Annotated in this window: 26 protein-coding genes; 8 read left to right on the forward strand and 18 right to left on the reverse strand. The window is 36.8% G+C overall.

All coding sequences use genetic code 11. The annotated features are described in order from the left end of the window. Positions 1-170: 170 nt before the first annotated feature. From C4Q29_RS00245 to C4Q29_RS00265, 4 genes are all read right to left on the reverse strand, one after another. Positions 171-1,388 (reverse strand): tyrosine-type recombinase/integrase, encoded by a 1,218-nt coding sequence (locus tag C4Q29_RS00245; protein ID WP_001291561.1) that lies wholly within the window; start codon positions 1,386-1,388, stop codon positions 171-173. 81 nt (positions 1,389-1,469) lie between these two features. After that, a complete protein-coding gene (locus tag C4Q29_RS00250) occupies positions 1,470-1,673 on the reverse strand; it encodes an excisionase (protein WP_000814511.1) in 204 nt (67 codons plus the stop codon). A gap of 460 nt (positions 1,674-2,133) precedes the next feature. Then, the gene (locus C4Q29_RS00260; protein ID WP_000857133.1) at positions 2,134-2,364 is read right to left on the reverse strand and encodes a helix-turn-helix domain-containing protein; all 231 of its coding nucleotides are present in this window, start codon (positions 2,362-2,364) and stop codon (positions 2,134-2,136) included. After that, positions 2,361-2,783 (reverse strand): sigma-70 family RNA polymerase sigma factor, encoded by a 423-nt coding sequence (locus C4Q29_RS00265; protein WP_000804885.1) that lies wholly within the window; start codon positions 2,781-2,783, stop codon positions 2,361-2,363. The genes C4Q29_RS00260 and C4Q29_RS00265 overlap by 4 nt, the downstream gene beginning before the upstream one ends. 504 nt (positions 2,784-3,287) lie before the next feature. On the opposite strand from C4Q29_RS00265, the gene C4Q29_RS00275 reads away from it, so the two are divergent. Continuing rightward, positions 3,288-3,641, forward strand: coding sequence for a helix-turn-helix transcriptional regulator (locus C4Q29_RS00275; RefSeq protein ID WP_001227347.1), 354 nt, complete (start codon positions 3,288-3,290; stop codon positions 3,639-3,641). A gap of 59 nt (positions 3,642-3,700) precedes the next feature. On the opposite strand, the gene C4Q29_RS00280 is transcribed toward C4Q29_RS00275, so the two are convergent. The 14 genes from C4Q29_RS00280 to C4Q29_RS00350 form a co-directional block, all read right to left on the reverse strand. After that, positions 3,701-3,868, reverse strand: coding sequence for a cysteine-rich KTR domain-containing protein (locus tag C4Q29_RS00280; protein ID WP_000336323.1), 168 nt, complete (start codon positions 3,866-3,868; stop codon positions 3,701-3,703). 118 nt (positions 3,869-3,986) lie between these two features. Continuing rightward, a complete protein-coding gene (gene tet(M) / locus C4Q29_RS00285; protein WP_019107244.1) occupies positions 3,987-5,906 on the reverse strand; it encodes a tetracycline resistance ribosomal protection protein Tet(M) in 1,920 nt (639 codons plus the stop codon). Positions 5,907-5,921: 15 nt separating this feature from the next. Beyond that, positions 5,922-6,008, reverse strand: coding sequence for a tetracycline resistance determinant leader peptide (locus C4Q29_RS00290; RefSeq protein ID WP_011058339.1), 87 nt, complete (start codon positions 6,006-6,008; stop codon positions 5,922-5,924). A gap of 274 nt (positions 6,009-6,282) precedes the next feature. Continuing rightward, positions 6,283-7,200: a conjugal transfer protein gene (locus C4Q29_RS00295; protein ID WP_000975335.1), complete on the reverse strand. Its 918-nt coding sequence runs from the start codon at positions 7,198-7,200 to the stop codon at positions 6,283-6,285. Positions 7,201-7,214: 14 nt separating this feature from the next. Further along, positions 7,215-8,216: a bifunctional lytic transglycosylase/C40 family peptidase gene (locus tag C4Q29_RS00300; protein WP_103980840.1), complete on the reverse strand. Its 1,002-nt coding sequence runs from the start codon at positions 8,214-8,216 to the stop codon at positions 7,215-7,217. Further along, positions 8,213-10,390, reverse strand: coding sequence for a CD3337/EF1877 family mobilome membrane protein (locus C4Q29_RS00305; RefSeq protein ID WP_000804748.1), 2,178 nt, complete (start codon positions 10,388-10,390; stop codon positions 8,213-8,215). Before C4Q29_RS00305 ends, C4Q29_RS00300 begins: the two co-directional genes overlap by 4 nt. Before the next feature lie 2 nt (positions 10,391-10,392). Beyond that, positions 10,393-12,840: a conjugal transfer ATPase TcpF gene (gene tcpF / locus C4Q29_RS00310; RefSeq protein WP_000331160.1), complete on the reverse strand. Its 2,448-nt coding sequence runs from the start codon at positions 12,838-12,840 to the stop codon at positions 10,393-10,395. After that, positions 12,824-13,330, reverse strand: coding sequence for a conjugal transfer protein (locus C4Q29_RS00315; RefSeq protein ID WP_000506270.1), 507 nt, complete (start codon positions 13,328-13,330; stop codon positions 12,824-12,826). Before C4Q29_RS00315 ends, tcpF begins: the two co-directional genes overlap by 17 nt. After that, positions 13,305-13,802: an antirestriction protein ArdA gene (locus C4Q29_RS00320; protein WP_000342539.1), complete on the reverse strand. Its 498-nt coding sequence runs from the start codon at positions 13,800-13,802 to the stop codon at positions 13,305-13,307. Before C4Q29_RS00320 ends, C4Q29_RS00315 begins: the two co-directional genes overlap by 26 nt. Before the next feature lie 116 nt (positions 13,803-13,918). Continuing rightward, positions 13,919-14,140: a hypothetical protein gene (locus tag C4Q29_RS00325; RefSeq protein WP_001009056.1), complete on the reverse strand. Its 222-nt coding sequence runs from the start codon at positions 14,138-14,140 to the stop codon at positions 13,919-13,921. A 42-nt stretch (positions 14,141-14,182) separates the two neighbouring features. Continuing rightward, positions 14,183-15,388, reverse strand: coding sequence for a MobT family relaxase (gene mobT, locus C4Q29_RS00330; RefSeq protein ID WP_000398284.1), 1,206 nt, complete (start codon positions 15,386-15,388; stop codon positions 14,183-14,185). 177 nt (positions 15,389-15,565) lie between these two features. Next, positions 15,566-16,951: an FtsK/SpoIIIE domain-containing protein gene (locus C4Q29_RS00340; protein ID WP_000813488.1), complete on the reverse strand. Its 1,386-nt coding sequence runs from the start codon at positions 16,949-16,951 to the stop codon at positions 15,566-15,568. Positions 16,952-16,979: 28 nt separating this feature from the next. Further along, the gene (locus C4Q29_RS00345; RefSeq protein ID WP_000985015.1) at positions 16,980-17,366 is read right to left on the reverse strand and encodes a YdcP family protein; all 387 of its coding nucleotides are present in this window, start codon (positions 17,364-17,366) and stop codon (positions 16,980-16,982) included. A gap of 15 nt (positions 17,367-17,381) precedes the next feature. Further along, positions 17,382-17,696 carry a YdcP family protein gene (locus C4Q29_RS00350; protein ID WP_000420682.1) on the reverse strand — a complete coding sequence of 105 codons (315 nt, stop codon included), beginning with the start codon at positions 17,694-17,696 and terminating at the stop codon, positions 17,382-17,384. Between the two features lie 518 nt (positions 17,697-18,214). Here C4Q29_RS00350 and rpsB point away from each other — a divergent pair. From rpsB to rseP, 7 genes are all read left to right on the forward strand, one after another. Continuing rightward, on the forward strand, positions 18,215-19,036 hold the full coding sequence (rpsB, locus tag C4Q29_RS00360; protein ID WP_103980842.1) for a 30S ribosomal protein S2: 822 nt from the start codon (positions 18,215-18,217) through the stop codon (positions 19,034-19,036). A 72-nt stretch (positions 19,037-19,108) separates the two neighbouring features. Next, positions 19,109-20,179 carry a translation elongation factor Ts gene (gene tsf / locus C4Q29_RS00365; RefSeq protein ID WP_103980843.1) on the forward strand — a complete coding sequence of 357 codons (1,071 nt, stop codon included), beginning with the start codon at positions 19,109-19,111 and terminating at the stop codon, positions 20,177-20,179. A gap of 66 nt (positions 20,180-20,245) precedes the next feature. Further along, a complete protein-coding gene (pyrH, locus tag C4Q29_RS00370) occupies positions 20,246-20,953 on the forward strand; it encodes a UMP kinase (protein ID WP_103980844.1) in 708 nt (235 codons plus the stop codon). A gap of 2 nt (positions 20,954-20,955) precedes the next feature. Beyond that, a complete protein-coding gene (frr, locus tag C4Q29_RS00375; RefSeq protein WP_103980845.1) occupies positions 20,956-21,513 on the forward strand; it encodes a ribosome recycling factor in 558 nt (185 codons plus the stop codon). Between the two features lie 11 nt (positions 21,514-21,524). Further along, the gene (gene uppS / locus C4Q29_RS00380; protein WP_103980846.1) at positions 21,525-22,265 is read left to right on the forward strand and encodes an undecaprenyl pyrophosphate synthase; all 741 of its coding nucleotides are present in this window, start codon (positions 21,525-21,527) and stop codon (positions 22,263-22,265) included. Continuing rightward, positions 22,255-23,046: a phosphatidate cytidylyltransferase gene (locus C4Q29_RS00385; RefSeq protein WP_103980847.1), complete on the forward strand. Its 792-nt coding sequence runs from the start codon at positions 22,255-22,257 to the stop codon at positions 23,044-23,046. Before uppS ends, C4Q29_RS00385 begins: the two co-directional genes overlap by 11 nt. Continuing rightward, on the forward strand, positions 23,046-24,047 hold the full coding sequence (rseP, locus tag C4Q29_RS00390) for an RIP metalloprotease RseP (protein WP_103980848.1): 1,002 nt from the start codon (positions 23,046-23,048) through the stop codon (positions 24,045-24,047). Before C4Q29_RS00385 ends, rseP begins: the two co-directional genes overlap by 1 nt. Positions 24,048-24,051: the final 4 nt, after the last annotated feature.

Below are 24,051 nucleotides of genomic sequence, written 5' to 3' on the forward strand. Positions count from 1 at the left end.
AAAGTATAAATTTCTAATTATCTTTTTATATTTTCTTAAATGCTCGTAAAGCCTTATTCTATGTGCTTTCGAGTATTTTTACTGTAGGAAGATACTTCACGTTTCTTTGCATATTTCCTCATGTCTTAGCTGTCAGAAGTGGTAAATAAGTAGTAAATTCATTTGTACTACTAAGCAACAAGACGCTCCTGTTGCTTCTCTTTATTCAAGCGTTTCATTTCTGCCATTGCAGAATCGAATGTTGCATGTGCGTAATAGTTCAGCGTCATGGCTATATTAGCATGTCCCATAATGTACTGTAATGCCTTTGGATTCATTCCTGCATTTGCATAGTTGGTACAGAATGTATGTCGCAAACTATGTGGAGTGATGTGTGGCAATTTATCCTCGTTATACTTATTGTATTTCTTAACAAGACCTTTCATCATGCCGTTGTAATCACTTGCCACTTTTGGATAGTTCTTTCTATTAAGAAAGAGGAAATCACTATATCCATCAATCTCAACACGCTTATCATTCTTTCGATTCGCTAACACTCGCTTAAATGCTTGATAGGCTTCTTCAACCATAGGAACTTGACGTTCGCCACTTTTGGTCTTTGGTGTTTCAATGTAGTACCCAATTTCAGTATCTCTCAATAGCTGATGGTCTATATTGACAAGACGATTCTCAAAATCTAAATCTGGAAGTGTCAAACCACCAAACTCTGAAATACGAAGACCTGTTTTTAAGAGTATCAGAATTTCATCATAATTTTTGCTGTAGGTTTTATCAGCTTTTGCAAAGGCTAACAGTTTTTCTTCCTGTTCTTCTGTTAGTACGGTCTTAGGGACAGTATCATCATCAAGAACTGCTTTCAGTTGAAAGTCAAATGGATTCTTCCGAACACAATCATCTTGTATAGCAATATAGAATGAAGCCTTTAAAGAACGTTTGTAGTTATTGATGGTTTGATAAGCATAACCATTTTCACTCATTCTAATAGCCCATTCTTTAGCGTCTGATGGCTTAATACTGTCAATACTTCTTACACCTAACTTGTCTTTCTTCAAAATATCCATAAGATATTTGCGTCCAGTTTCAGTGTTTTTTCTAACCTTTGGTCTTTGAGCGTTCTGTTTTGCGTAAAGCTGGCAGAGTGTCATTTTCTTTCCTACAACATCAATACCATCATGAATGTCTTTCTGTAACTCTGCGATTTTCTCTCTAAGTGAGATACAATCACGCTTTCCTGCTGGTACTCGGTCTGTAGCCACAAGTTTCCACGAGTAAACAAATTGCGGTTCTCCAAATGAATCTATATATTTGTATAAGTATCTTCCGTCTTTTCGTTGGCTCTCTCCAGTCTTTAAGATTCGACCTTTATTGTCACGTCTTTTTTCTGACATGGCATTTGCTCCTTTCCTTTATGGAAAGAGCCTTGATACGACTTAATACTATTTTATCATATACAAGACCCTTTGGCGACGCTAGATTGCGTCCAATGTATCTATAATTTTTTCAAATTGTTTTCGTTTAATCTGAATACGATTGCCATTCATAATCAGCCAATTTGCATTTTTATTTTCCTCTGCCAAGCGTCGTAGCTTGTTTTCGCCAATACGAAAATATTTTGACGCTTCTTCAATGGTTAGGGTATAACGTTCCCAAATAGGAATGTCAGTCTGCTTCATAAAATCCTCCTTTCCAAATCACTTATTTGGATTTCATAAAAGTTGTTTTACCAGCAATCGATCAGCTTTAGCAAAGCTCACGGGAGTTCCACCCCTGCATGGTTCTCATGTAGCCATACTCATTGCCTGCGACGGTTTTATCACGCTCGGACTATTGACTGTATGGGAGTATCATTATCACGATAAGAATGTCGTTGCAGGCAATCCTGCTAAAGATTGCTTCTCGGATCACTAACATGAATCGCTCGCTATCTTTATAAGATAGGTCATGGCGGTTAGTTCCGTTGGCTCTTTTCTTATCGAAACGTATTCGATTACTTTTATTCAGTTTTCAAAGAACAATGGCTCGTTAGCCTATCAAAACACATTGAAAGCTCAATATGCTTTGGTGGAATAACAAACCTCCCTGTTCGGGAAGCGTGGAATGGTTTAGCACGCTTCCACGAAAGGAGAGAGGATATTACTTAATTTCAAATGACAAAATCTTTGTAATCAGTCTGGTTTCCATTCTTCCACGTAAGACTTCATCAACGACCATACTTTGATTGCCATATTCATCTTTCATAAGTCGTAGGGAACGCTTCGTTATGTACCCTCTGTAATGATGTAGAATCTGGTTAATCGCTTCGGTATCGCCATCTGTTGCCTTTACAATGAGAGGAAAGGGAATCATAGGATATTGTGTTTTCATTCTTCAAATTCCTCCATAAACTTTTTAATTAAGGCTAGTCCACTGGTTCTATGCCGATAGACAGTAGAACGGTTCAATTTCAACAGGTCTGCAATTTCTGAATCGCTCATGTCCATAAAGTAAAACAGCAGTAGAATTTCACGTTTCTTGTCTGGCAACTCACGTAATGCTTCACTCAACAAATCATTTTCAACGCCTACTGATAACCCATTGAGTGTAAAAATCTGAAAGTCAGTTGAATAGTTATCTGTTGTCGCAAACTGGCTAACAAGATAATCGCCAACATCCGAAAAGGACACCTCACGCTTTGCAATCCTTGAAAGATAAAGCATATAATTCTTTCGCTCGTCTTCCATAGCACGTTTACAGATATAGTCAAACTGATTTTCTATTGTGGTCTGAAAAGAAGATGGTTTCATGTTTCTCACCCCCTTTCTGTCTAGGAAAGGAAGTGAGCCTTGCTCGTTTATCTCCTTTCACTCTTAGTCCCAATGTGAAAGGGGGATTTGTTGCATTACTGATAAATAAACTTTGTAAAAAAGTTCTGAATAGCCAAAAAAGCATATAAACAGATTTATTTCTCTGTTTACATGCTTCTGTTATTCTATCTATATGATTTATAAAACCACATTGGTGGACGTACTTATCTATTGCAGATAGACGACTTTTTTTGACAAGAACCCAATGTAAGGAAATTTATTGTATATGATGTACTTCATGGCGACGTTGACCTCCAACAAACCGCCATTTGGAAGTAATATACAATATTTTAACAGCGTAAATAGCACTACCATATAACGGTTTTTTTTATTGGCGTTTAGTAGTGCTTTTTATTAAATATAAACCTATAAACCATATAACACGTTTTTCTATACCTGTTTTTAATTCAGTAGGAACAATAAAATGTATAGAGGTGGTCTACTATGCGTAAAAAAGAAGATAAATATGATTTTAGAGCCTTTGGTTTAGCCATTAAAGAAGCTCGATTGAAACGAGGTTTAACTCGTGAACAAGTGGGAGCATTGATTGAAATTGACCCACGGTACTTAACTAATATTGAAAATAAAGGGCAACACCCCAGCATACAAGTTCTTTATGACCTTGTATCGTTACTTCATGTTTCCGTTGATGAATTTTTCTTACCTGCTAATAACTTGGTAAAAAGCACCCGACGATTACAGATAGAGAAATACATGGATAGCTTTACAGACAAAGAACTATCCTTAATGGAATCTTTAGCCAGCGGTATCAACGAAGCAAGAAACATCGAAGACTAATTAAAAGAATCCATACATAACGGAAAGAGCCGATAAAATGAGATTGTATTAATCTCATTTTATCGGCTCTGCGTCTTTGCGTCTGGCTCTGTAATCACAGTTACTTTGAACTGCTTTATTTCAATTAAATTTTCTTGTCTGCATTTCGGACAATAGAGGGGGAATTTTTTTAATTCAGTATCTTCCCTTATCTTTAATCGTGTTTTATTTCCACATACAGGACACAATATCCACTTGTAGTTTATAATAACTATCTCCTCCTTTACACTTTAATTCAAATCTTTATTAAAAAATATTTCATCTTATTTAACAAGAAACCATATTTATATAACAACATAAAATACACTAAGTTATTTTATTGAACATATATCGTACTTTATCTATACGACTATTTGGACGACGGGGCTGGCAAACAGGTTCACCGGTAGTAACATGGTACCCTTTTAACTCTGTTAAACAAACACTACGTCCATTTGTAAAGAAAGTTAAATCACTACGATATTCTTGAATACACCTAGCAGGGATTTCTCCACTAAGAATGACCTCATTATTTTTCAATTGAGTGTCTACGATGTTCGCACAATATTTAGGAGCATCGTTGTATGCTCGTGAAAGATATTCCTGTGGCGCATAAATTTTAAAACTAAGATATGGCTCTAACAATTCTGTTCCAGCTTTTTTTAAGACTTGTTCCAATACAATAGGAGCAAGCATTCGAAAATCTGCTGGGGTACTAACAGGGCTATAGTATAAGCCATACTTAAAACAGATTTTACAATCCGTCACATTCCAACCATATAATCCTTGTTCGCAACCATAGCGTATCCCTTCCATAACTGCATTTTGAAATGATTGATTTAAGTATCCAAGAGAAACCGAGCTCTCATACTGCATTCCACTTCCCAACGGAAGCGGTGATACAGATAAACCAATGGAAGCCCAGAAAGGATTTGGCGGCACTTCGATGTGAATGGTATATTCTGCATTTTTTAACGGTCTCTCCATATAAATGACTGTAGGCTCTTTTAGTTCTATCTCCACATGATACTTTTCTTGCAACAGTGCACTAATCACTTCCATTTGTACTTTCCCTAAGAAAGAAAGTATAATTTCATGTGTCGTAGAATCCACGTAATATCGTAGAAGCGGATCACTATCTGAGATTTCCAAAAGGGCATCAAGCAACATTTCTCTCTGTTCAGGTTTACTCGGTTCAACAGTTGTTTGTAGTAGAGGGTGCGGATTTTCAATCTTTTTTCTCTGTGGCAATAGTTTTGTATCTCCAAGAACACTATTTAACTTCAAAAACTCATTTTGCAAAATAACAATTTCTCCAGAATAAGCTCTATCAATCTTACATAATTCACCATTTATTGAAGTATACATTTCTGTAATTTTTATTTTTTCCTTTTCCGATATTCTAACCGAATCTCGCAAATGCAGTACGCCACTATAAAGACGTATATATGCAAGACGCTGTCTTTTTTCCGAATACTCAATTTTGAAAACTTTTCCGCAAAGTTCAGACTGACCTCGATGTGTTGATGAATAAAATTTATTCGTAATCACTTCTATAAGGTTATCAATCCCTATATTGTTTTTTGCACTTCCGTGATAAACAGGGAACAGGGAACAATTCTGAAATCTTATGCTTTCCTCTTGTTCGAGTTCCAATGCTTCTAATGATTTACCGGACATATATTTCTCTAAAAGGTCATCGTTTCCCTCTATTACCGTATCCCATTGTTCAGATTCGGTAAAGTTCGTCACACACATATTAGGATACAGTTCTACCTTCTGTTTGATTACAATTTCGGCAGAAAGTTTCTCTTTAATATCCTGATAAACCGTTGATAAATCAATTCCATTTTGGTCAATCTTATTGATAAAAAAGATTGTGGGAATCCCCATTTTCCTAAGTGCATGAAATAATATACGAGTTTGTGCTTGTACGCCATCTTTTGCAGAAATCAGTAGAATTGCCCCATCTAAAACTGATAATGAACGATATACTTCTGCTAAGAAATCCATATGTCCTGGCGTGTCTATGATGTTCACCTTCGTATTTTCCCACTGAAAAGAGGTTATTCCTGTCTGAATTGTAATTCCTCTCTGACGTTCTAAAAGCGTATTATCCGTCCTCGTTGTACCTTTGTCCACGCTTCCTAATTCTGTAATCGCTCCACTGTTATATAATAAGCTTTCTGTTAAGGTAGTTTTTCCTGCATCAACATGAGCTAAAACTCCAATATTAATAATTTTCATGTGATTTTCCTCCATTCAAAAACCCAAAAGGGCATAAAAATCCCAGTGATAAATACTTTTATCACTGGGATTTTTATGCATAACCATAGGTATACAAAGCATACAGATATTCTCTGGATACTTTAGAATCACATGATAAAGGTATTCTTAAACTGGGTACAAAAAACTAAGCCCTCCTAAAAAAGGACATCCAATTATTTGTTCCCACTATCAAATTGACAGTTTATTTAAGAATACCTTGCCACATATTTATTAACTCCTTTTAAATAGATACTTAAATAATAGCACGTAAGAGCATATTTGTAAAGGAATCTCCAATTTTTTATCAAAGAGAGTACGTGATTACAAAATAGCTGTAATAATGTACCAATATTTGTTATTCTATAATCTTCCAATTACTCCCGTTCTTTTCAAGTACCAAATCAAATTGAGATACCTGCGTTGCTTTGGTCTGCTGGTCGATATACTCCACTGTCAGCGATACCGTGACTTGATTATCCTTACGATTGTGAATAGGATTTACCAGTTCTTGAAAGATGTACTCTTTTCCGATTGGTTTTAATATCCCGTCATTCACATAGTAGGAAAGTTCACTGGCTGTCGCTGTAGGATAGAGCTTGAAGAACGTCGTTAAAAACTCATTGATTTCATTGGTTGTAATGGAATCAACCGTCCCCTCACTTTCAATGGCTTTTGGTTTATAACTTGATTTCTTAGGTATGTTGGTAATGGTCGGATTCTTAACCAGTACCATATTTCCAGAACCATCTACATAGACACTCACTATATAAGCAGAGTGGACGGTCTTTGTATTTTCTCCCTCTGTAATGAGCTGGTCTACACTGTAGGTTACATTAAACTCATTGTCGCCAGTTGGCTCTACCGTCCATATCTGAAATCCTCTTACAGAAGACGATACAGGAATATCTTTGCGTACTGTATCAACATTGAGAGCTTGAAGTTCATCTGTCAGATAGCCTTTTAGACTTTCCATTCGATTATCAATGGACTTATCGGATTGCTCCCATGAATAGTAGACTTTCGCAAAGTTCTCTACAAAATTTTCTACATGATGAGTATCAACGTATTCCTTTTCTATGATAGTTGTTTCGTGAATAGTATGAGTATCTATAGCTGTAAAGTGCTTGAATATCGCAAAGCTGAAACTAAGCCCTAAAAGTACCCACAAGGCAATCACAACCTTTTTATGAGGATTGACCTTATAGTAGACACGAGGTTTCTTTTCCTTTGGTATCTGTTTTTCTTTATTCTGATTTTTTCTAAATTTCATCATTAAATCTTCCTTTCTCATTGTTTGATTCGTCCTGCTCCCACTAAATGCTGTTGCCAGTAGGGGCTTGTTAAGTCGGCATAACCGATTGGGTCGCCTGCATGAAACATACGGTTATTGCCAAGGTATATCCCAACATGAGTAATATAAGAGCCAGCGTTATAGGTAGAATGAAAGAAAACCAAATCGCCAGCTTGTGCTTCCGATAGTGGGATATGCTGGGTCACATCATATTGCTGTTGTGCGGTTCGTGGTAAGTTAATTCCAGCTTTTCCATACGTCCATTGTGTCAGTCCGCTACAATCAAAAGAAGTAGTCGGGGAAGCTCCACCGTAAACGTATCGCCAGCCCTCATATTTCAGTGCTTCGTCCATGATGGCTTGTACCGTATCATCATCAAACTCTGTTGTGACAAGATACTGCGTTACCAGTTGCACATAAAACATATTGCCATAGTTGTATCGCCAGCCCCCATTGATAGGTATGGCTATGGGATTGGGGTAAGACACTTTTTCGCCACCTGAATACTCTTTTGAGAAACTTTGAGCCAGTTCAAAGGTATATTTATTTCCACGATTAGCCACATACCCTAAGAAACCACCACCATAATTGTAGGACTGGATAACCGATTCTAAATCTACACTGAGCCTTTCGCTACTGGCTAATAATTCACTGAAATACTTCACACCTTGCTTAATGGATTCTTCTGTACTCAATGAATTAGGTGGAAGACCGAGGGATTCCGAGGACTGCATAACATCTTCCGCAGTACCGCCCGATTCCACCTGTACAATCGCAAGAAGTATGTTGACATATTCTTCAACGCCATATTCTTTGGCATATTTTTCTACCATAGGCTTATGAGCCAGCACTTCTGCGGAAACATTCACACCTCCATAATGAATATTGGAAATTCCGCTGTCCTGTTCATCTGAAAATAAAATGGCAACAAACAGAAGCAGTGAGAAGACCATCAAGAATAATCCAGAACCACCAATCACTAAAGTTTTCAACTTCATGGTTTCTTACCGACTTTCTTAATGGTGGCGGTTTTGATTGGTGGTCTACTTCTTGTATTTTGTAGTGGTACTCTTTGAACAGTAGACGGACGTTCTTTTGTGATTGGACGTTGTGAAGTTCTATCTGCTGTAGTGGTTGAAGTTGCTGGCTTTTGAACGGTTTTTTCTTGAACGGTATTGCCTTGGCGTTCCACTTTTGGACTTGAAAAATCGGACTTAACTGCTGGACGCTCTTGTTTGGCTTGTTGAGATTCCTTATATGAAGTCTGAATATTAGACTGTTTTGAGGTCTGTTCATCATGATATTGTTCTTGTCTTGTAGTCGGTCTTTCATGAACAGAAGAAGCAGGCTGTTTTTTCTGTTTGACCTGTTCCATTTCAGAGCGACGCTTCGCAATGGTTTTTCGCCTTTGTTCCTGCTGTTCCTTGCGTCCACTGGCTCTGTCCGCTTTGGTTTGAGAAATACTACTGGTTAAATCACGGACATTCTCTTTTACTTTGGATTTTCCTTGATATACTGCATATCTTGCATTGGTCGGCAAATCTTTAACCTGTTCTTTCAAACCACTAGCAGTGTCTACCATTCTGTCTTTGGTATCAGCTACTGTACCGATGGTTTGACCGATACGTTTTCCAAGTGTTGATTTTTCCTTTCCGTCTGGTCGGGAGTGATCTGCTTGTGTCCTTGCAGAACTCCCCGAACCCGACTGTCCTTTTTTACCTGTAACAATGGCAGACCCAGCCCCTAGAGTAGTCATGGAACGTCCAAGTTTCCGCTGTAGACGGTGCATGTGAGCGTGCATAAGCATACGAGGTTTTCTCATCACACGACTTCCCACACTTTGAGAATCGTTACTCTGTAGAGAAAACATACTCATTAAATCGCCCAGCTTGAAGTAGATTCCTGCAAAGGTCACAATCTGTAGAAAAGCAATCAAAAAGAACGGATAACCAGCCGATAAGGTATAGAGCATGGTTGAAATACTAAATGCTGTCGTAATAATCAATGTGATTCCAGCTCGTGTCAAAATGGTATTAAAGAGCTTTGTTATGGCTCGTTTTGACATACCATCAAATGATGGAATCATGCTTAAAATAAAGCTCACAGGCAGAAACATAGCATAGATGATAAAAAGTACCTGCGAGAAAATCATGATTCCTGTTAATAGGAATACAAATATGGAAATCCCAATATTGAAGACAAATAGGAAGAAGACTGTACCTAAACGGTTAATGGTCTTTGTAATGGTTAGATTGGTATTGCTTCTGTCTTCAATTTCTTCCGCAACAATTTTTTCTCTGTCTTCGCCATTGTTGGAATCTGGGCTGGTGGAGAGCAGGCTTTCCACACGGTCAATACCGATACTTTCAATGTCTGAACTGTTGTATTGAAGCAGTAGCCACGGTTGCTGAACCTGTATGGAAAACAGGCTATCTCTGATTAAGTCCACGCTGTCCTTGCCTTGACTATCGGAATGGGGCATGACAATCTTCGTGCCAAGTGATAAACTGGCATTACTGATGTCTGATGAAAAGTCATTGATTTTTTTAATGTAGTCGGGAGCGTAGGCAATAAAGGAAGCCGATAGGATAAACACCAGCACAAAATTCATAATGGCATGAATTGCCTTTGTGGTTTCTCTCTTTATCAGTCCCGTATAGGCAACATAAACCCCAAGAACCAAAATCAAGAGTAAGAGGAATCCAACATAGAAACCCTCTGTTGAAAATCCGTTTGCACTCACACCAGCTAAGGTCTGCATATTCTTACCAATGGAATCTGCTGTAGCGGAAATGAAGTCTAAGGAATAGGCTTCCTGTACTAAGTAACCTGTCGCATTGGAAACATACAAACTGATTGTCCAAATAAAATTGGTAATGGCATATAGTCCATACATGACCTGTTTTCCAATCCCGTCCGACCAGTTCCACGGAAGCCAGCCCCAGCTATTATCCACATAAAAATCCAGTTGATAGTTTTCAAGTGGGTATCGGCTGTATTCATTTGCCACATTGACCGTATCATCTACCAAGCCCGCAGCTTGAACCACCGTTCCCAGCATGGCTAAAAGAAAAATGGCAATCACAAGTGTGAAAGCCACTGTCATTGCCACTTTACCTAGACGTTTCAGCGTCCAGTTTGATTTTATTCTGTTTACTATTGATGGTTTCACATTTACACCTCTTTTCGCACAGGTGGTCTGGTATCAAAGGCATGGAGCAGTTCTTCAAATACAGGGTGGAACTGTATCACACCGACACGACCATATAAATCACTGATAAGGCATTGCCCGTTTTCCAAATCACGCAATCGCTTCTGATTGTTTTCGTCCTCTGGGTCTACACCAAAAAAGGCTAAGGTCTTTTTAATCTCGTTAAGGTCAGTGGAACGAAATGCAAATTTTAAGCCGAGGTTATTTTTCAGTTTTTCATCTAAGAGGTCGTCTGTATTTTGGGTCACGAAATATACCCCAGCGTTCATAGCACGACCAGCCCGAACCAGCTTCATAGATAGTGTTTTTCCTTGTGCTACCTGTAAAAAGCTCCATGCTTCGTCTAAATCTACAATCTTGAAAATGCTTCGGTCTGTATGGATAAAGTCTAAAGCAAAGGTACTAATGACAATCAGCATAGCAACGGATAAAAGCTCCATAGTGGTATATTCCTCAAAGGAAGTTTCCTTGTCGGGAAGTACCAAGTCCGCAACCTGTATAATGTTCAGTTGTTTTTCTAAGCTGATAGACTGCTCCACATAACCATTACTGAATAATAAATGTGCAAAGTCATAGTCTGTAAAACTTTCGATATGGTCGGCTATACTGGTACTTAGTGGCGTATTCTCAACCCGTAATTCCTCAATCACTTTCATCAACCCTCGTACTTCACTATTGGTTACTGCACGAATGGCTTTTCTAAGGATTGGGAAGCGTTCCCCATCACGAGAGGAAATCCCCGTAAGGAATGTCAGAATATCAATAGCCAGTGATTCAGAATCTTTGGGATTTTTCATAATCACATAAGGGTCAAGTAAGCCTTTGTTTTTCTCATCAGAAGTCAGAGTGACGATATTGATTTCATGGGAAATCTCTGGCAAGGTTTCTTTCCATCTGCCACGTTCTGCTTTTGGGTCTACAATCACTGCTTGTGCCCCATAAAGCACCGCATAATAGACGATAAGGTTATTCGCAAAGGATTTACCACCACCCAGCGAACCAACAAAAGCCGACGCTAACGCATTGGTTACTGAACCCTTAACCCCTTGACTGGCAAGAGCAGGTTTCAGATAGACATTGCGTCCAGTATCTAAGCTGTAGCCAACATAAATCCCCTCATTTTCCCCCAGCATTTGAGTAGCACCAAAACCTAAACCAGCGAGGAAATCAGAGGTCACGTATTGAATATAATCATTCATATAACGCTTGCTGGCAGGTAAAAATTCTTCATGTAAGCCGAGCATATCCCCAAATGGTCGTACCAGTTTTACGCTTAAATCGTCATAAAAATCTTTCACTTCATTACAACGACGTTTGAGTTCGTCAAGATCATTTGCTGATACCCTTACCACATAAGACAGCTTGTACATAGATTCCTTGCTTTGGTCTAAATTGGTTTCCAGCTCATTCACACTTTCCAGAGCTTCCGCCACATTGGAGCTGGTTTCATTATCACTTTGCCAAGCGTGGTTATCCAAGTCTTTCAGTTCTTTCTTTTTATTGCGGACAGTAGATAGGGCTTTACGATTCGCTACAATTTCCACATTCATTGACGTATCAATCGGGAATGTAAATTGCTGTTGCTGGTAGTAGAAGATTTCAGAGGACGGGAAGTCCAGTTCTCCGACAATGCTGTTAATGGTAAAGTAAGCTACATAGACGGTTTCATCTTCCTGCTGGATTTTCAAATATCGCTGTTTTTCTTCCACCAAACAGCGAGTAGGCTTAATCAAGTCATAGTATTTAATCAGCGTTTCATTATCCAGCTTTTTCTTTGATAGATGGTACTCATACTCTTCATAGGCAGTGCCTGTCTGTCCGTAAAGGTGTTCAATCAGATAGCCGAAGTCGTCCTTATCTAACCTGCGGATTTTGAAACGACGAGAGATTTTATTTTCTAAGAGCTTTTCCATCTTCTGAAAACGCAGGATTTCATCATTACTCATACTAACAAAATCGCCCATCAGCTTATGGTTCACATCATAGACAAAATCAGACAAAGCATTTTTTGCTTCAACGGTAAGACTTTTCATAGAAAACTCCTGATCGTTGAGAAGCAACTTAAAGCCGATAAAGAAACGGTAGTTCACTTGATTTTCGCCAATCATGGATATTAAAGCGTCTGTCTGTTGGTCGATTTTGTCATAGGCAACCGCTTTGAGCTTGCCAGTGACTTCATTTTTGGAACGCTCTTGTGCAGAACGTATGCTGGATTCTGTACTGATTTGTAAAGCATGAATTTTGCCATCACGATTTTGTGCGATAAGCTGTCTGAAAGAATCATGCACTTGTATTTTCTGTTCTGGACTTAGAAATGAGTAATTGTAAGGAACAAGCTCATAGTAAGCATAACATTCCCCGTCTTTATTCCAGACGAGATTGTTTTCAATGTATTTAATTGGATATGCCATAAAATTCACTCCTAACTGCTGTAATGGCTTCTTGTGGCTGGTTTCTGCCAAGCGTTACTTTTTTTCCTGCATAGGTCAGCTTTGGTCGCAGTGCATAAGCAATGACAGACTTCAAAAATCCATAAGGCTTTTTACCATCAAAAGTTTTTGTAGACATAAACCATGTGAAAGCCACAGGAATCCCAAAGTATTTGAGAAATGCTCCCTCTATCATGGAAAGAGGGGGCAAGTTGCCAAGTATCATCACTGCAAAGAGTGACACGACAAACCATGTCATTTGCGTAAAGGTTATGGGAAACGGAAGTCTAAAATCATTGATAGAATACAGTACCTTTTCCACAGACCAGATACTGGTATAGCTTCGTATTTTCTTCATGTAATCAATCCTTTCATAAAAAATAGGGGTAGCTGATTGAGCCACCCCGTAAAATAGAAAATCTGCCAGTAGTAATGTACCGACAGATTTAATAGACGATTTCAAAAATCCCATGATTGGTTGAGATAAACGTTCCTGAAAGGTCTAAATCCCGACCATAGGCTTGATAATCAATATAGTTTTGAAGACTAGCTGGTACTTCGCCTAAAGCACCCGTTTCTTCAATGTAGTAGCGTGCCACGTCATACATATCATCACAATCGGAATGAATGATAATATCCTCTTGATGTTCGCTTAGTTCTTCAATGCTTGAAAAATGAGTGAGCAGAGCAGATAGCTCCGATTGTAATTCTTCGGGTAATTCCGATACCATTTCCCATAGTCGATTGAGTTCGCCAATGGAAGTGTATTCGTCAACCGTAAAGGGTAACTCGTAGTCATGAATGGCGTATTCCTCATATTCATCATTCAAGCCGATTTTCTCTTTGACTTCCTCAAAGTCAATGGGAAAGGTAAACCACGCACCGACCAATTCGCCCTCATTGTATTTGCCTAAATTCGCAATATAGACTTGCATATCGTCCATATATTCACGTCCTTTCTTTGTAGAGTTTCAAAAATCCCTACCGCACTTCGTTTGGTGTACCATTCCTTTGCGGAACATAAGAAAACCACTTATATTCCACAAAAGAACGGTTTTATTTAAGCACCAATAATGCGATTGAATAGCTCTAGTAAAATGTCTTTTACTCCAGCAGCGTTGAAGACTAAGCCAACCGCAATAATCGCAATAATTAAAAAGCCAATCAGTTTGCTAAACTCACGCTTGAAGCCAAGATACAAGCCAATCACAACGATTGCTAAAAGCACCAGTGATTGAGCGTTTGATAGAAACCAGTTATAAAGGTTTTGTCCAAAATTCATAAAAATGTTCTCCTCTCTATATTCAATGAATTTGTATTTGAGTTATTTTTTTGTTGTTATCACGTCCTGTTCTTTTACTGACTGTTGCTTCAAAATCTGCTTGTGTCGGTCTGTCAGTTTCGCATGGTCGAGAATGTCTTTTACAACCTGCGTCTGGTTGATTTCATCAAGTTTAATCGCAACCTTTAAGGTCGGGGCAACTTGATGAGATAGCCAGTTCAGCGTCCTTTGGAAGGAGTAAGGCTCTGGTTTTGTGGTTAGTTTTAATCGTTCACGATTGTTCCCAATAAACCAAGCCCATTCTTCATTCAGTTTCCAATCAGAACGAGGTTTGGAATCGTCTTTATCTACAAAACGGATATACCGATTGATAATTTTAAAGGCGGTATGCTCTGGATTGTCATAGACGAGTAAATCACGGACTGCATAATAGGCACGCTCATTTTTCAATCGAATCTCAAAACGGTTTTTTACTTCTGCGTCTTCAATGGGAATATCATTTTTCTTGTACTGCTCGTAGTCCTTTTCATAGATACAGAAATAAACTTCACTTTGTAATGAACCGATATAGAGGGTGTTTCCCATACATTCCTTTTCCTCTTTGCGTACCAGTTCGCCACTGCGATAGCTTTTAAAACTGCGGAAGACGGAGATACATTCTTCCTGTTGGCACTTTTCAGTGAGTACAGGGATATTTAAAATCCCTGTCTTATCGTTAATGGCAAGGTCAAGGCGTTTCATCACACCGCCAGCCACCAAAACGTCCATAAAGAACTCATACCAGCTTCTTTGTTGTGCCAGAAGATAGCTTTCAAATTGTCTGCACCCACGACCTTTCAATTCCACCAGAACTCCTTTGTCCAGTTCATGGGAGCAAAGGACGAATATGTCGCCTAAAGCATAATGCTCTGAATAAGAATAGAAACCATAGTCCTCATGAAGAAAATAGGACAGTTTCAGTTGTAAGATGTTTTCGACCACCTGCTGTACGTCTGTTGTCGGAAAGCGAATTCTTACATAATCAAACAGCATTTCAAGGGGAGCGTCGGGATTGAAGCGTTCCAGAGCTTCCCAAAGGGACTGCTGTAAATCCTCTGATGGCTTGACTTTTCCTGTTTCAATATCGCTTAGATACTGCCTTGTAATACCAGTCGCAACAGCTAAACGGTTTTGAGATAGTCCATAAGCCAAGCGTTTTTCTTTTAAATGCTGTAACCAAGTTTGTTCATTCAGTAAAAATCCCTCCAATCAAAAAGGCGTATGTCAACTTTTAAAGCCCATTTGACATACGCTGAAATTTTGTAAATCCCTTGTAACCAAAGGATTTTCTAATGTTTTTTTGACTGTTTCCTGTCGATTTGTACCCCCCTGTTAGATACGGGGGGTTAAGTGCTGGCGTGGCTATTGCCACACCAGCCAGCAAGATCAGTCCACACCTGCGACTTCCGCTTCGCACGTCGCCTGCGTGGACTGTCTGCTGTTGGATAACTTTTTAATTTCCTCCAAGAAATCATATCCTTTTGGTACAAGGGGAGTATAAAACTCTGATATGACACTTGTTCCTACATCAACATAGCCACGACCTTTGATTCGCTTTAAGAAGAAATCCTTTTGTACGTCACTGCCAAACATCATGCCATAGCCCATTTCAGACATACGACCTAAAGCCACTCTGAAATTAAACTGATCACGGATTCCGTCGCCTAAATATTTTGCGTCTGGACGTTGACAAGCCAGTATTAGAAAGAAGCCAGCTTGACGACCTAACATGACAATCTGTTTCAGCTTATTCATAACTGCGGTGTTTTCTTTTGTTCCCAGCATTTCCATGAAAGCGACGTATTCATCAAAGATTAAGAAGTGTGCCGGGAGACCTAAGTAAGCATAATTTTTGCCAGTCTTATAGTTCTTCATCTGCTTCATTTCCTCACTACGTTTCATCATTTCTTCATAGAATGTTTCAATGCAAGAAAGCAAGTCTTCTTTTCTATAGTAGACATTTGCCATCACAGAACCTAAGTCCGCAAGATCAGCATTTTTCGGGTCAAGAATATACAGTTTTGAATCTGTATGAAGCAAGGCTTCAATCAGTGTCAGTATAAAGTAAGTTTTACCGCCACCTGTACCACCAGCAATCAACATATGAGGGAGCTTATCATATTCCCACCATACGTTTTTCATTAAGCGAAGTTTACCATCTTTAGCTTCTACTTCATCAATAGAAATACGACTGGCTATGGTGTCATAGAGCAAAGTATATTCCACATAGGAATCCTTTAACTCTTTATCCGTCAGCTCACAGTACAAGCCACTCTCTAATTTCTTTTCCAAGTGTAAGAGTTGGTCTTGATATTTTCCCAGCGTGATTTCCACCCGTATCTGTATCAAGCCATTTTTAAGTCGATAATACATTTTAGGGAAGTAGGTTATCTTTTCCTTTGTACGACCAGCACTATCTTTAAAGAAACCCTCTGTTTTGACCTGTTCAGATTCATACCACTTGTTTTCAAGTATCATCTTTGCCAGTTTTTGACGGTGGTAAAGTTGTTTAACCGTATCATAGCGAACCCGTTTGAATACAAACGCTACCAGCAAGCAGATAAGAATTGCGACACTGAAACTGATAATTAAATAGGGAATGTCAATCTTATCTGCTTGTGATAGGTTAAAATCCTGCCAGTTGATCTGCTGGATTGTCTTCACATGAAACAGTCCGACAACCAGCAGGAAAACAGGCAGGAGTGACGCTATCGTAAAATGAAAGACTAAATCTTTACCAGATGGGCGAATCCTTTTACCACGCTGTTTCATGCGAAAAAGTCTCCTTTCTACCTAGCGACTATTTGTCTTGTGTCGGTTCTTTCTTTGCTTGTGGTTGAGCTTTGAATGAACTAGAATCCTTTGTCAGCACAATATCGTCTGCCTTGATATACCAGTCAACATCTGCTCCTTGATAGGTGGCAGTAGCAACGGTGTCCGCAATGGGATTGATAAGTTCCACCCGTGCGTTATAATCAAACTCTTTCAAAGGCACGCTGGCAGGAATACTTACTTGAATCATGCGTCCTTGTCCTTTGGATTTTAAGTCATAGGTACGTTCCTTGATTTCATCTGAAACCGACCCGTCTTCATTTTGGATTCTCACTTCACGACGTAGAGCAGAGAATTTCAATTCTCCAAAAGTCGTGTCTTTATCTAATACAATGCCATTTGCTAATCTCATCATTTTTCCTCTCTTTCTTTATTCTTTTATCATGTCGTCAGCATGTAAAAGGTAATTTGTAAAACCACGAGTGCCGATTTTGTAGCCCTCTGCGGTAATACGTGGATTGACTAACTTCACACGTTCCTCAAAGCCGAAATGTTTTTCGCCAGCTTCAGCAGGAAGCACCACCACAATATCATCTGCTCTTTGAACATCAGAATAGAGATTATAGCTTCTTGATAAGACAGTTAGCCGTCCGTTGATTCTTCGCTGAACGACTTTATCCTCGCCAGCAAATTCTAAATTGCCGAATGTTTTTTCCATGTTGGGAATCACAAATTTAAGTTCCATATTTTTACCTATCCTTTCTTTTTTATTGGCTGAATGAATGTTTGATGGTCTTAAAGAGTGGGGAACGACCTTTTGATTCTTGATTTTTTGTTTTCATAATTTCACTTCCTTTCAAAATCGGGTAAAAAAATAGACACCTCATTTTTTGAAGTGTCTACCTATTAAATATTCAAATTTTATTGGAAGTATCTTTATATCTTCACTTTTCAAGGATAAATCGTCGTATCAAAGCTCATTCATAAGTAGTAAATTAGTAGTAAATTGAGTGGTTTTGACCTTGATAAAGTGTGATAAGTCCAGTTTTTATGCGGATAACTAGATTTTTATGCTATTTTTCTAATAAAAATTAATATCCTATGCAGTTTAAAGGAATAGAAATAAGTATTACTTGTAATAATAGGAATAATATGCTATACTACATGAGTCAATAAACACATTGTTTGTTCATACCTGTGTGCCAATTTGGTTAGGTATTAAAAGAACAATGGAGGCAAAATAAAAACACAAGGAGAAAAGATATGTCAGTTATATCAATGAAAGCCTTACTAGAGGCTGGTGTACACTTTGGTCACCAAACTAGAAGATGGAACCCTAAGATGAAACCTTACATCTTTACAGAAAGAAATGGTATTTATATCATTGACTTACAAAAAACAGCTAAAAAAGTTGAAGAAGCTTATGAAGCTGTAAGATCAGTTGTAGAAGAAGGTGGAAAAGTTTTATTTGTAGGTACAAAGAAACAAGCTCAAGATGCTGTAGAATTTGAAGCAAAAAGAGCAGACCAATATTATGTAACAAATAGATGGTTAGGTGGTATGTTAACAAACAACCAAACTATCAAAAAATCAATCAAAAGACTTGAAGAAATCGAAGAAATGAAAGAAGATGGTACTTTTGATTTACTACCTAAAAAAGAAGTTGCTCAATTAGAAAAAGAACATGATAAGTTAGAAAAAAACCTAGGTGGTATCAGAGACATGAATGGTTTACCAGACATTATGTTTGTTGTAGACCCTAAAAATGAGCATATAGCTGTTAAAGAAGCACGTAAATTAGGTATACCTATAGTTGCTATCGTTGACACAAATGCTGATCCAGAAGAAATTGATTACCCAATACCTGGTAATGATGACGCTATTAGAGCTGTTAAATTAATTACTGCAACAATTGCAAACGCAGTTGTAGAAGGTAACCAAGGTGAATCATTAGACCAAGAAGTAGTAGAAGAAACTGTAGAAGCTGAAGAAGTTGAAGTTGAAGAAACAGAAGCTGAAGAAACTGTAGAAGTTACTGAAGAAGATGTTGAAGAAATTCAAGAAGAAATTAACTCAGCTGAATAGTTAAAATATAATAAACAAAAAAATAGGAAGTAGTCATCTACTTCCTTTAAATATATAAATAGGGAGGATCATATGGCAATTAGCGCAAAACAAGTTAAAGAATTAAGAGATTTAACTGGTGCAGGTATGATGGATGCCAAAAATGCTTTGGTAGAAACAGATGGCGATATGGATAAGGCTATCGAAATCTTAAGAGAAAAAGGTGCTGCAAGTGCTGTTAAAAAACAAAGTAAGGTAGCTGCAGAAGGTTTAATTAAACTTCATGTTGCAGAAGACAATTCTAAGGGTGCTTTAGTTGAGATTAACTCACAAACAGACTTTGTTGCTAAAAACGAAGTATTTATTGCTTTAACAGATAAGATTGTAAAACATGTATATGATAATGATATTACTACAGTAGAAGAATTAAATGCATCAGAAATTGATGGTCAAAACTTTGAAGATTTCTTAAAAGAACAAATTGCTTCAATTGGAGAAAATATTGTTGTTAGAAGATTAGCTTTATTTGAAGCGGGTGAAAATGACTTTATTATGGGTTATGTTCACTTTAACAAAACAAATGGTGTTTTATTAAGAGTTAAAGTTGATTCAGAAGCAACAAAAGAAAAAGCAATAGATATAGCACATAAAGTAGCTATGCATATTTCTGCTTTAGGACCAGAATATATAACATATAATGAATTCCCAGAAGGATTTGTTGAAGCTGAATTATCAGGATTAATTGGTCACTTAAAAGTTGAAAATGAAGACAATGAAATCTTAGGTAAACCATTAAAGACTATTCCGGAATATGGTTCAAGATCACAAATTACAGATGAAGTTTTAAAGGCTAAAGAAGAAGAAATTAAACAAGAATTACTAGCTGAAGGTAAACCAGAAAAAATCTTAGATAAGATTATACCTGGTAAGATGGCTAGATTCTTAGAAGATAACACACAAATTGATTCACAATTTGCTTTATATAGCCAAGGTTTTGTATTAGACCCAGAAAAAACTGTTGAAGAAGCATTAAAAGAAGAAGCTGCTAAAGTAAACGGTGAAATAGAAGTAGTTGAATACAAGAGATTTGTTGTTGGTGAAGGTATCGAAAAGAAAGAAGAAGATTTCGCTGCTGAAGTAGCTCAACAAATGGCTGGTAAATAATTACGACAATTTTAAGAGAACATTTTTATGTTCTCTTTTATTCTATATAGATTCAAAGGAGTGAATATGTCTAAATATAAACGTGTACTAATTAAACTTAGTGGTGAATCTTTAGCTGGAAATAAAGGTTTTGGAATGGATGACCAAGCTATTTTGAATATTGCCCATGTATTAAAAAATGTACATGAAGAAGGTGTAGAAATAGCCATTGTTGTTGGTGGAGGAAACTTCTGGAGAGGTAGAGATACCGATGATATGGATAGGACCACATCTGACAATATTGGTATGTTAGGTACTGTTATGAATGCTTTAAGAGTACAGTCAGCTTTAGAATCTTTAGACCTAGAGACTAGGGTCCAAACAGCTATAAAAATGGATGAAGTTGCTGAACCTTTTATAGTTAGAAAAGCTATAAGACATTTAGAAAAGGGAAGAATAGTGATATTCGCAGCTGGTACAGGCCATCCTTATTTTTCTACAGATACAACTTCAGCACTAAGAGCTCTAGAAATTCAAGCAGATGCTATGTTGATGGGTAAAACAGGTACCGATGGTATTTATGATAAAGATCCAAATAAGTATGATGATGCTGTAAAATATGATAAACTTACTTATAGAGAAATGCTTGAAAAAAATCTTCAAGTAATGGATGCTGCCGCAACATCATTGGCTAAGGATAATGAGATGCCAGTTATTGTTTTCGGTATAGATGATCCTAACAACTTAATTAAAGTTATCAAGGGTGAAGAAATTGGTACTTATGTCGGAGGGTAAAAATGACAGATAATATTATTAAAAATGGTAGAAAATCTCTAGAAGAACATTTATTAGGCTACAAAGAAAATTTATCACAAGTTAGAGCTGGAAGGGCAAATCCTTCATTAGTTGAAAATATCAAGTTTGACTACTATGGTGTAGAAACACCTATTAGAAATGCTGCAACTATTACAGTTCCTGAAGCTAGATTATTAGTAATCCAACCTTGGGATGCCAGTCAATTAAAAGAAATTGAAAGAGCAGTTCAAGCATCAGATTTAGGTATTACACCAAGTAATGATGGTAAGGTAATACGTTTACCATTCCCAGAATTAAACGAAGAAACAAGAAATAACTTAGCTAAAGAAGTTAAACAAAAAGGTGAACAATCAAAAGTTGGTGTTAGAAACCAAAGAAGAGATATGATTGACCTAGTTAAAAAGGCTGAAAAAAATAAAGAAATTTCTGAAGATGAAAGAAGAGCTTTAGAAGAAGATATTCAAAAACTAGTGGATGAATTTATAAAGAAAATAGACCAAGTAACTCAAGAAAAAGAAAAAGAACTTAAAACTGTTTAATAGGTAGAGCTATGGACCAAGAAAAATTAAAAAATCTTGTGGAAGAATATTCTCTTGAGCATATTGCCATAATAATGGATGGTAATGGTAGGTGGGCTCAAAAAAGAGGTGAAGGTAGGAGCCAAGGTCATAAAATGGGGATAGAACAAGTAATTGACCTCGTAAAAAATGCCAACAAACTAAATATCAAAGCCTTAAGTCTATATGCATTTTCAACTGAAAACTGGAAGAGACCAGATGATGAAGTTTTTACTTTGTTTGATTTGTTATCGAGCTTTCTAAATCGTAGATTAAAAGAATTGATGGAAGAAAATGTTATAGTACAAGTCATGGGCGATGTTAGCAAATTACCTTTTTTAACTAGACAAGCTATAAGTACAGCTATTAAACAAACATCTTCTAATGATGGTTTAGTATTAAATATAGGTATTAATTATGGTTCTCGTGATGAATTGAAAAAAGCTTTATTAGATATTTTGACTGACTATGATCAAGGAAAGATATCTAAAGAAGACATTGATACAGAGACCTTATCCAAATACTTATATACCAAAAATCTTAAGGATCCAGACTTGTTAATTAGAACTGGTGGAGAAGAAAGATTATCCAACTTTATGCTTCATCAAATGGCCTATACAGAATTTTACTTTACTGATTGCTTATGGCCAGACTTTAACTACGATGAGCTAGAAAAAGCCATTTTAGAATACCTAAGTAGGGATAGAAGATTTGGTGGATTAAATGAAGAATAATTTTATAAGTAGAACTATTACTGGTGCCCTTATCGTGGCATCAGTAGTAGCTATTTTATTGACAAATTTTAATATTATAAGCTTAGCTTTTATACTTATATCAAATCTAGCTATATATGAATTAATAAGAGTTTTAGAAAAAATGGGGAAAAGTGTTCTGAAAGCACTTGCCTATATCTTCAATAATATATTTTTATTAGTTCTAGCCTTTATAGGTAAAGAATATGCCTTAGTCTTAATAAGCATATACTTTATATTTTTAGCTATATTGCTTATTTTTGATAAAGAGAAAACTATAAGTGACTTAAGTATGAATATATTTATAGCTATATACATTACTTGTGCCTATAGTATGCTAATTTTACTTAAGGATCCTAAATGGATTGGATTTGCTATATTTATAACTGCTTTTTCTGATACCTTTGCATATTTGGTCGGTATCAGTATAGGAAAACACAAGTTTAATTTTCTTAAAGAACTTAGTCCCAAAAAGACAATTGAAGGTTCAGTTGGTGGTATCTTCGGTTCTTTACTATTTGTTTACCTATTTAAGCTATATTTTAATTTAGACCATGTTTTATTGATGTATTTAGCAAGTGTTCTGATATCAATAGTCTCACAGTTTGGAGACTTATTTGCTTCATATATTAAAAGACGTGCAAATGTTAAAGATTATGGAAAAATATTAAGGGGTCATGGGGGAATAATGGATAGGTTTGACTCTTTATTGTTTGTTGCGCCCCTAGTTTATTTATTTGTTAATTTATTGGAGTTAGTATAATGGATTTTATTGGAATATTATTAGCTATAGTATTATTTTTATTTTTAATAACTATACATGAAAGTGGCCATTTTATAGGAGCTAAACTTTCAGGCATCAAGGTAAATGAATTTTCTATAGGTATGGGACCAAGTTTATTCAAAAAGCAAGGCAAAGAAACCTTATATTCATTTAGGTTACTTCCAATTGGTGGATATGTAATGATGGAAGGGGAGGATGAGAGTTCAAAAGACCCTAGGTCTTACAAAAATTCTGCTGCTTGGAAAAGATTCTTAACTATTTTAGCAGGTCCATTTACTAATTTTTTATTTGGATTTTTAGTTTTTGTTTTATTGGCCAATTTTTCAGGCTACGCATCAAATACAATAGATCAAGTAGTGGAAAATAGTCCAGCTGCTTTAGCCGGTCTTGAAAAAGGTGATAAAATAGTAAAAGTAAATGGCAAAAACACCTATATTTTTAACCAAATAAGTAAAGAAATTAATGACAGTGATAATAAACTTGACTTAGAAATAAAAAGAAATGGTGAAAAATTTTCATATACTTTAGATACTGAGATACAAGATAATAGAAAAGTTGTTGGGATTATTTCAGAAGTTAAAAAGGACTTTTTAGGTTCATTAAAATATGGTATTCATAATACTATTTTTATGACTTCTACTATATGGGAGGGATTAAAAGGCTTGGTAACAGGAGTATTTGGTTTAGAAAACTTATCTGGACCAATAGGTGTTATCAGCCAAGTAGGAAAGTCTGTATCCTATGGTTTCCTTACTTATATTAATATGGCAGCCTTGATTTCCTTAAACTTAGGCTTATTTAATCTTTTACCTATACCAGCCTTAGATGGGTCTAAATTAGTATTCAACTTGTTTGAAATGATTACTGGTAAAAAGGTAAATGAGAAATTTGAAACTACTATTACTTTTATAGGATTTTTCGCTCTATTAGCATTGATTTTAGTAGTTTCTTATAATGATATTGTTAAACTTTTTAGATAATTTT

This window comes from Helcococcus massiliensis (assembly GCF_900258485.1).
In the GTDB taxonomy this organism is placed as follows: Bacteria; Bacillota; Clostridia; order Tissierellales; family Peptoniphilaceae; genus Helcococcus; species Helcococcus massiliensis.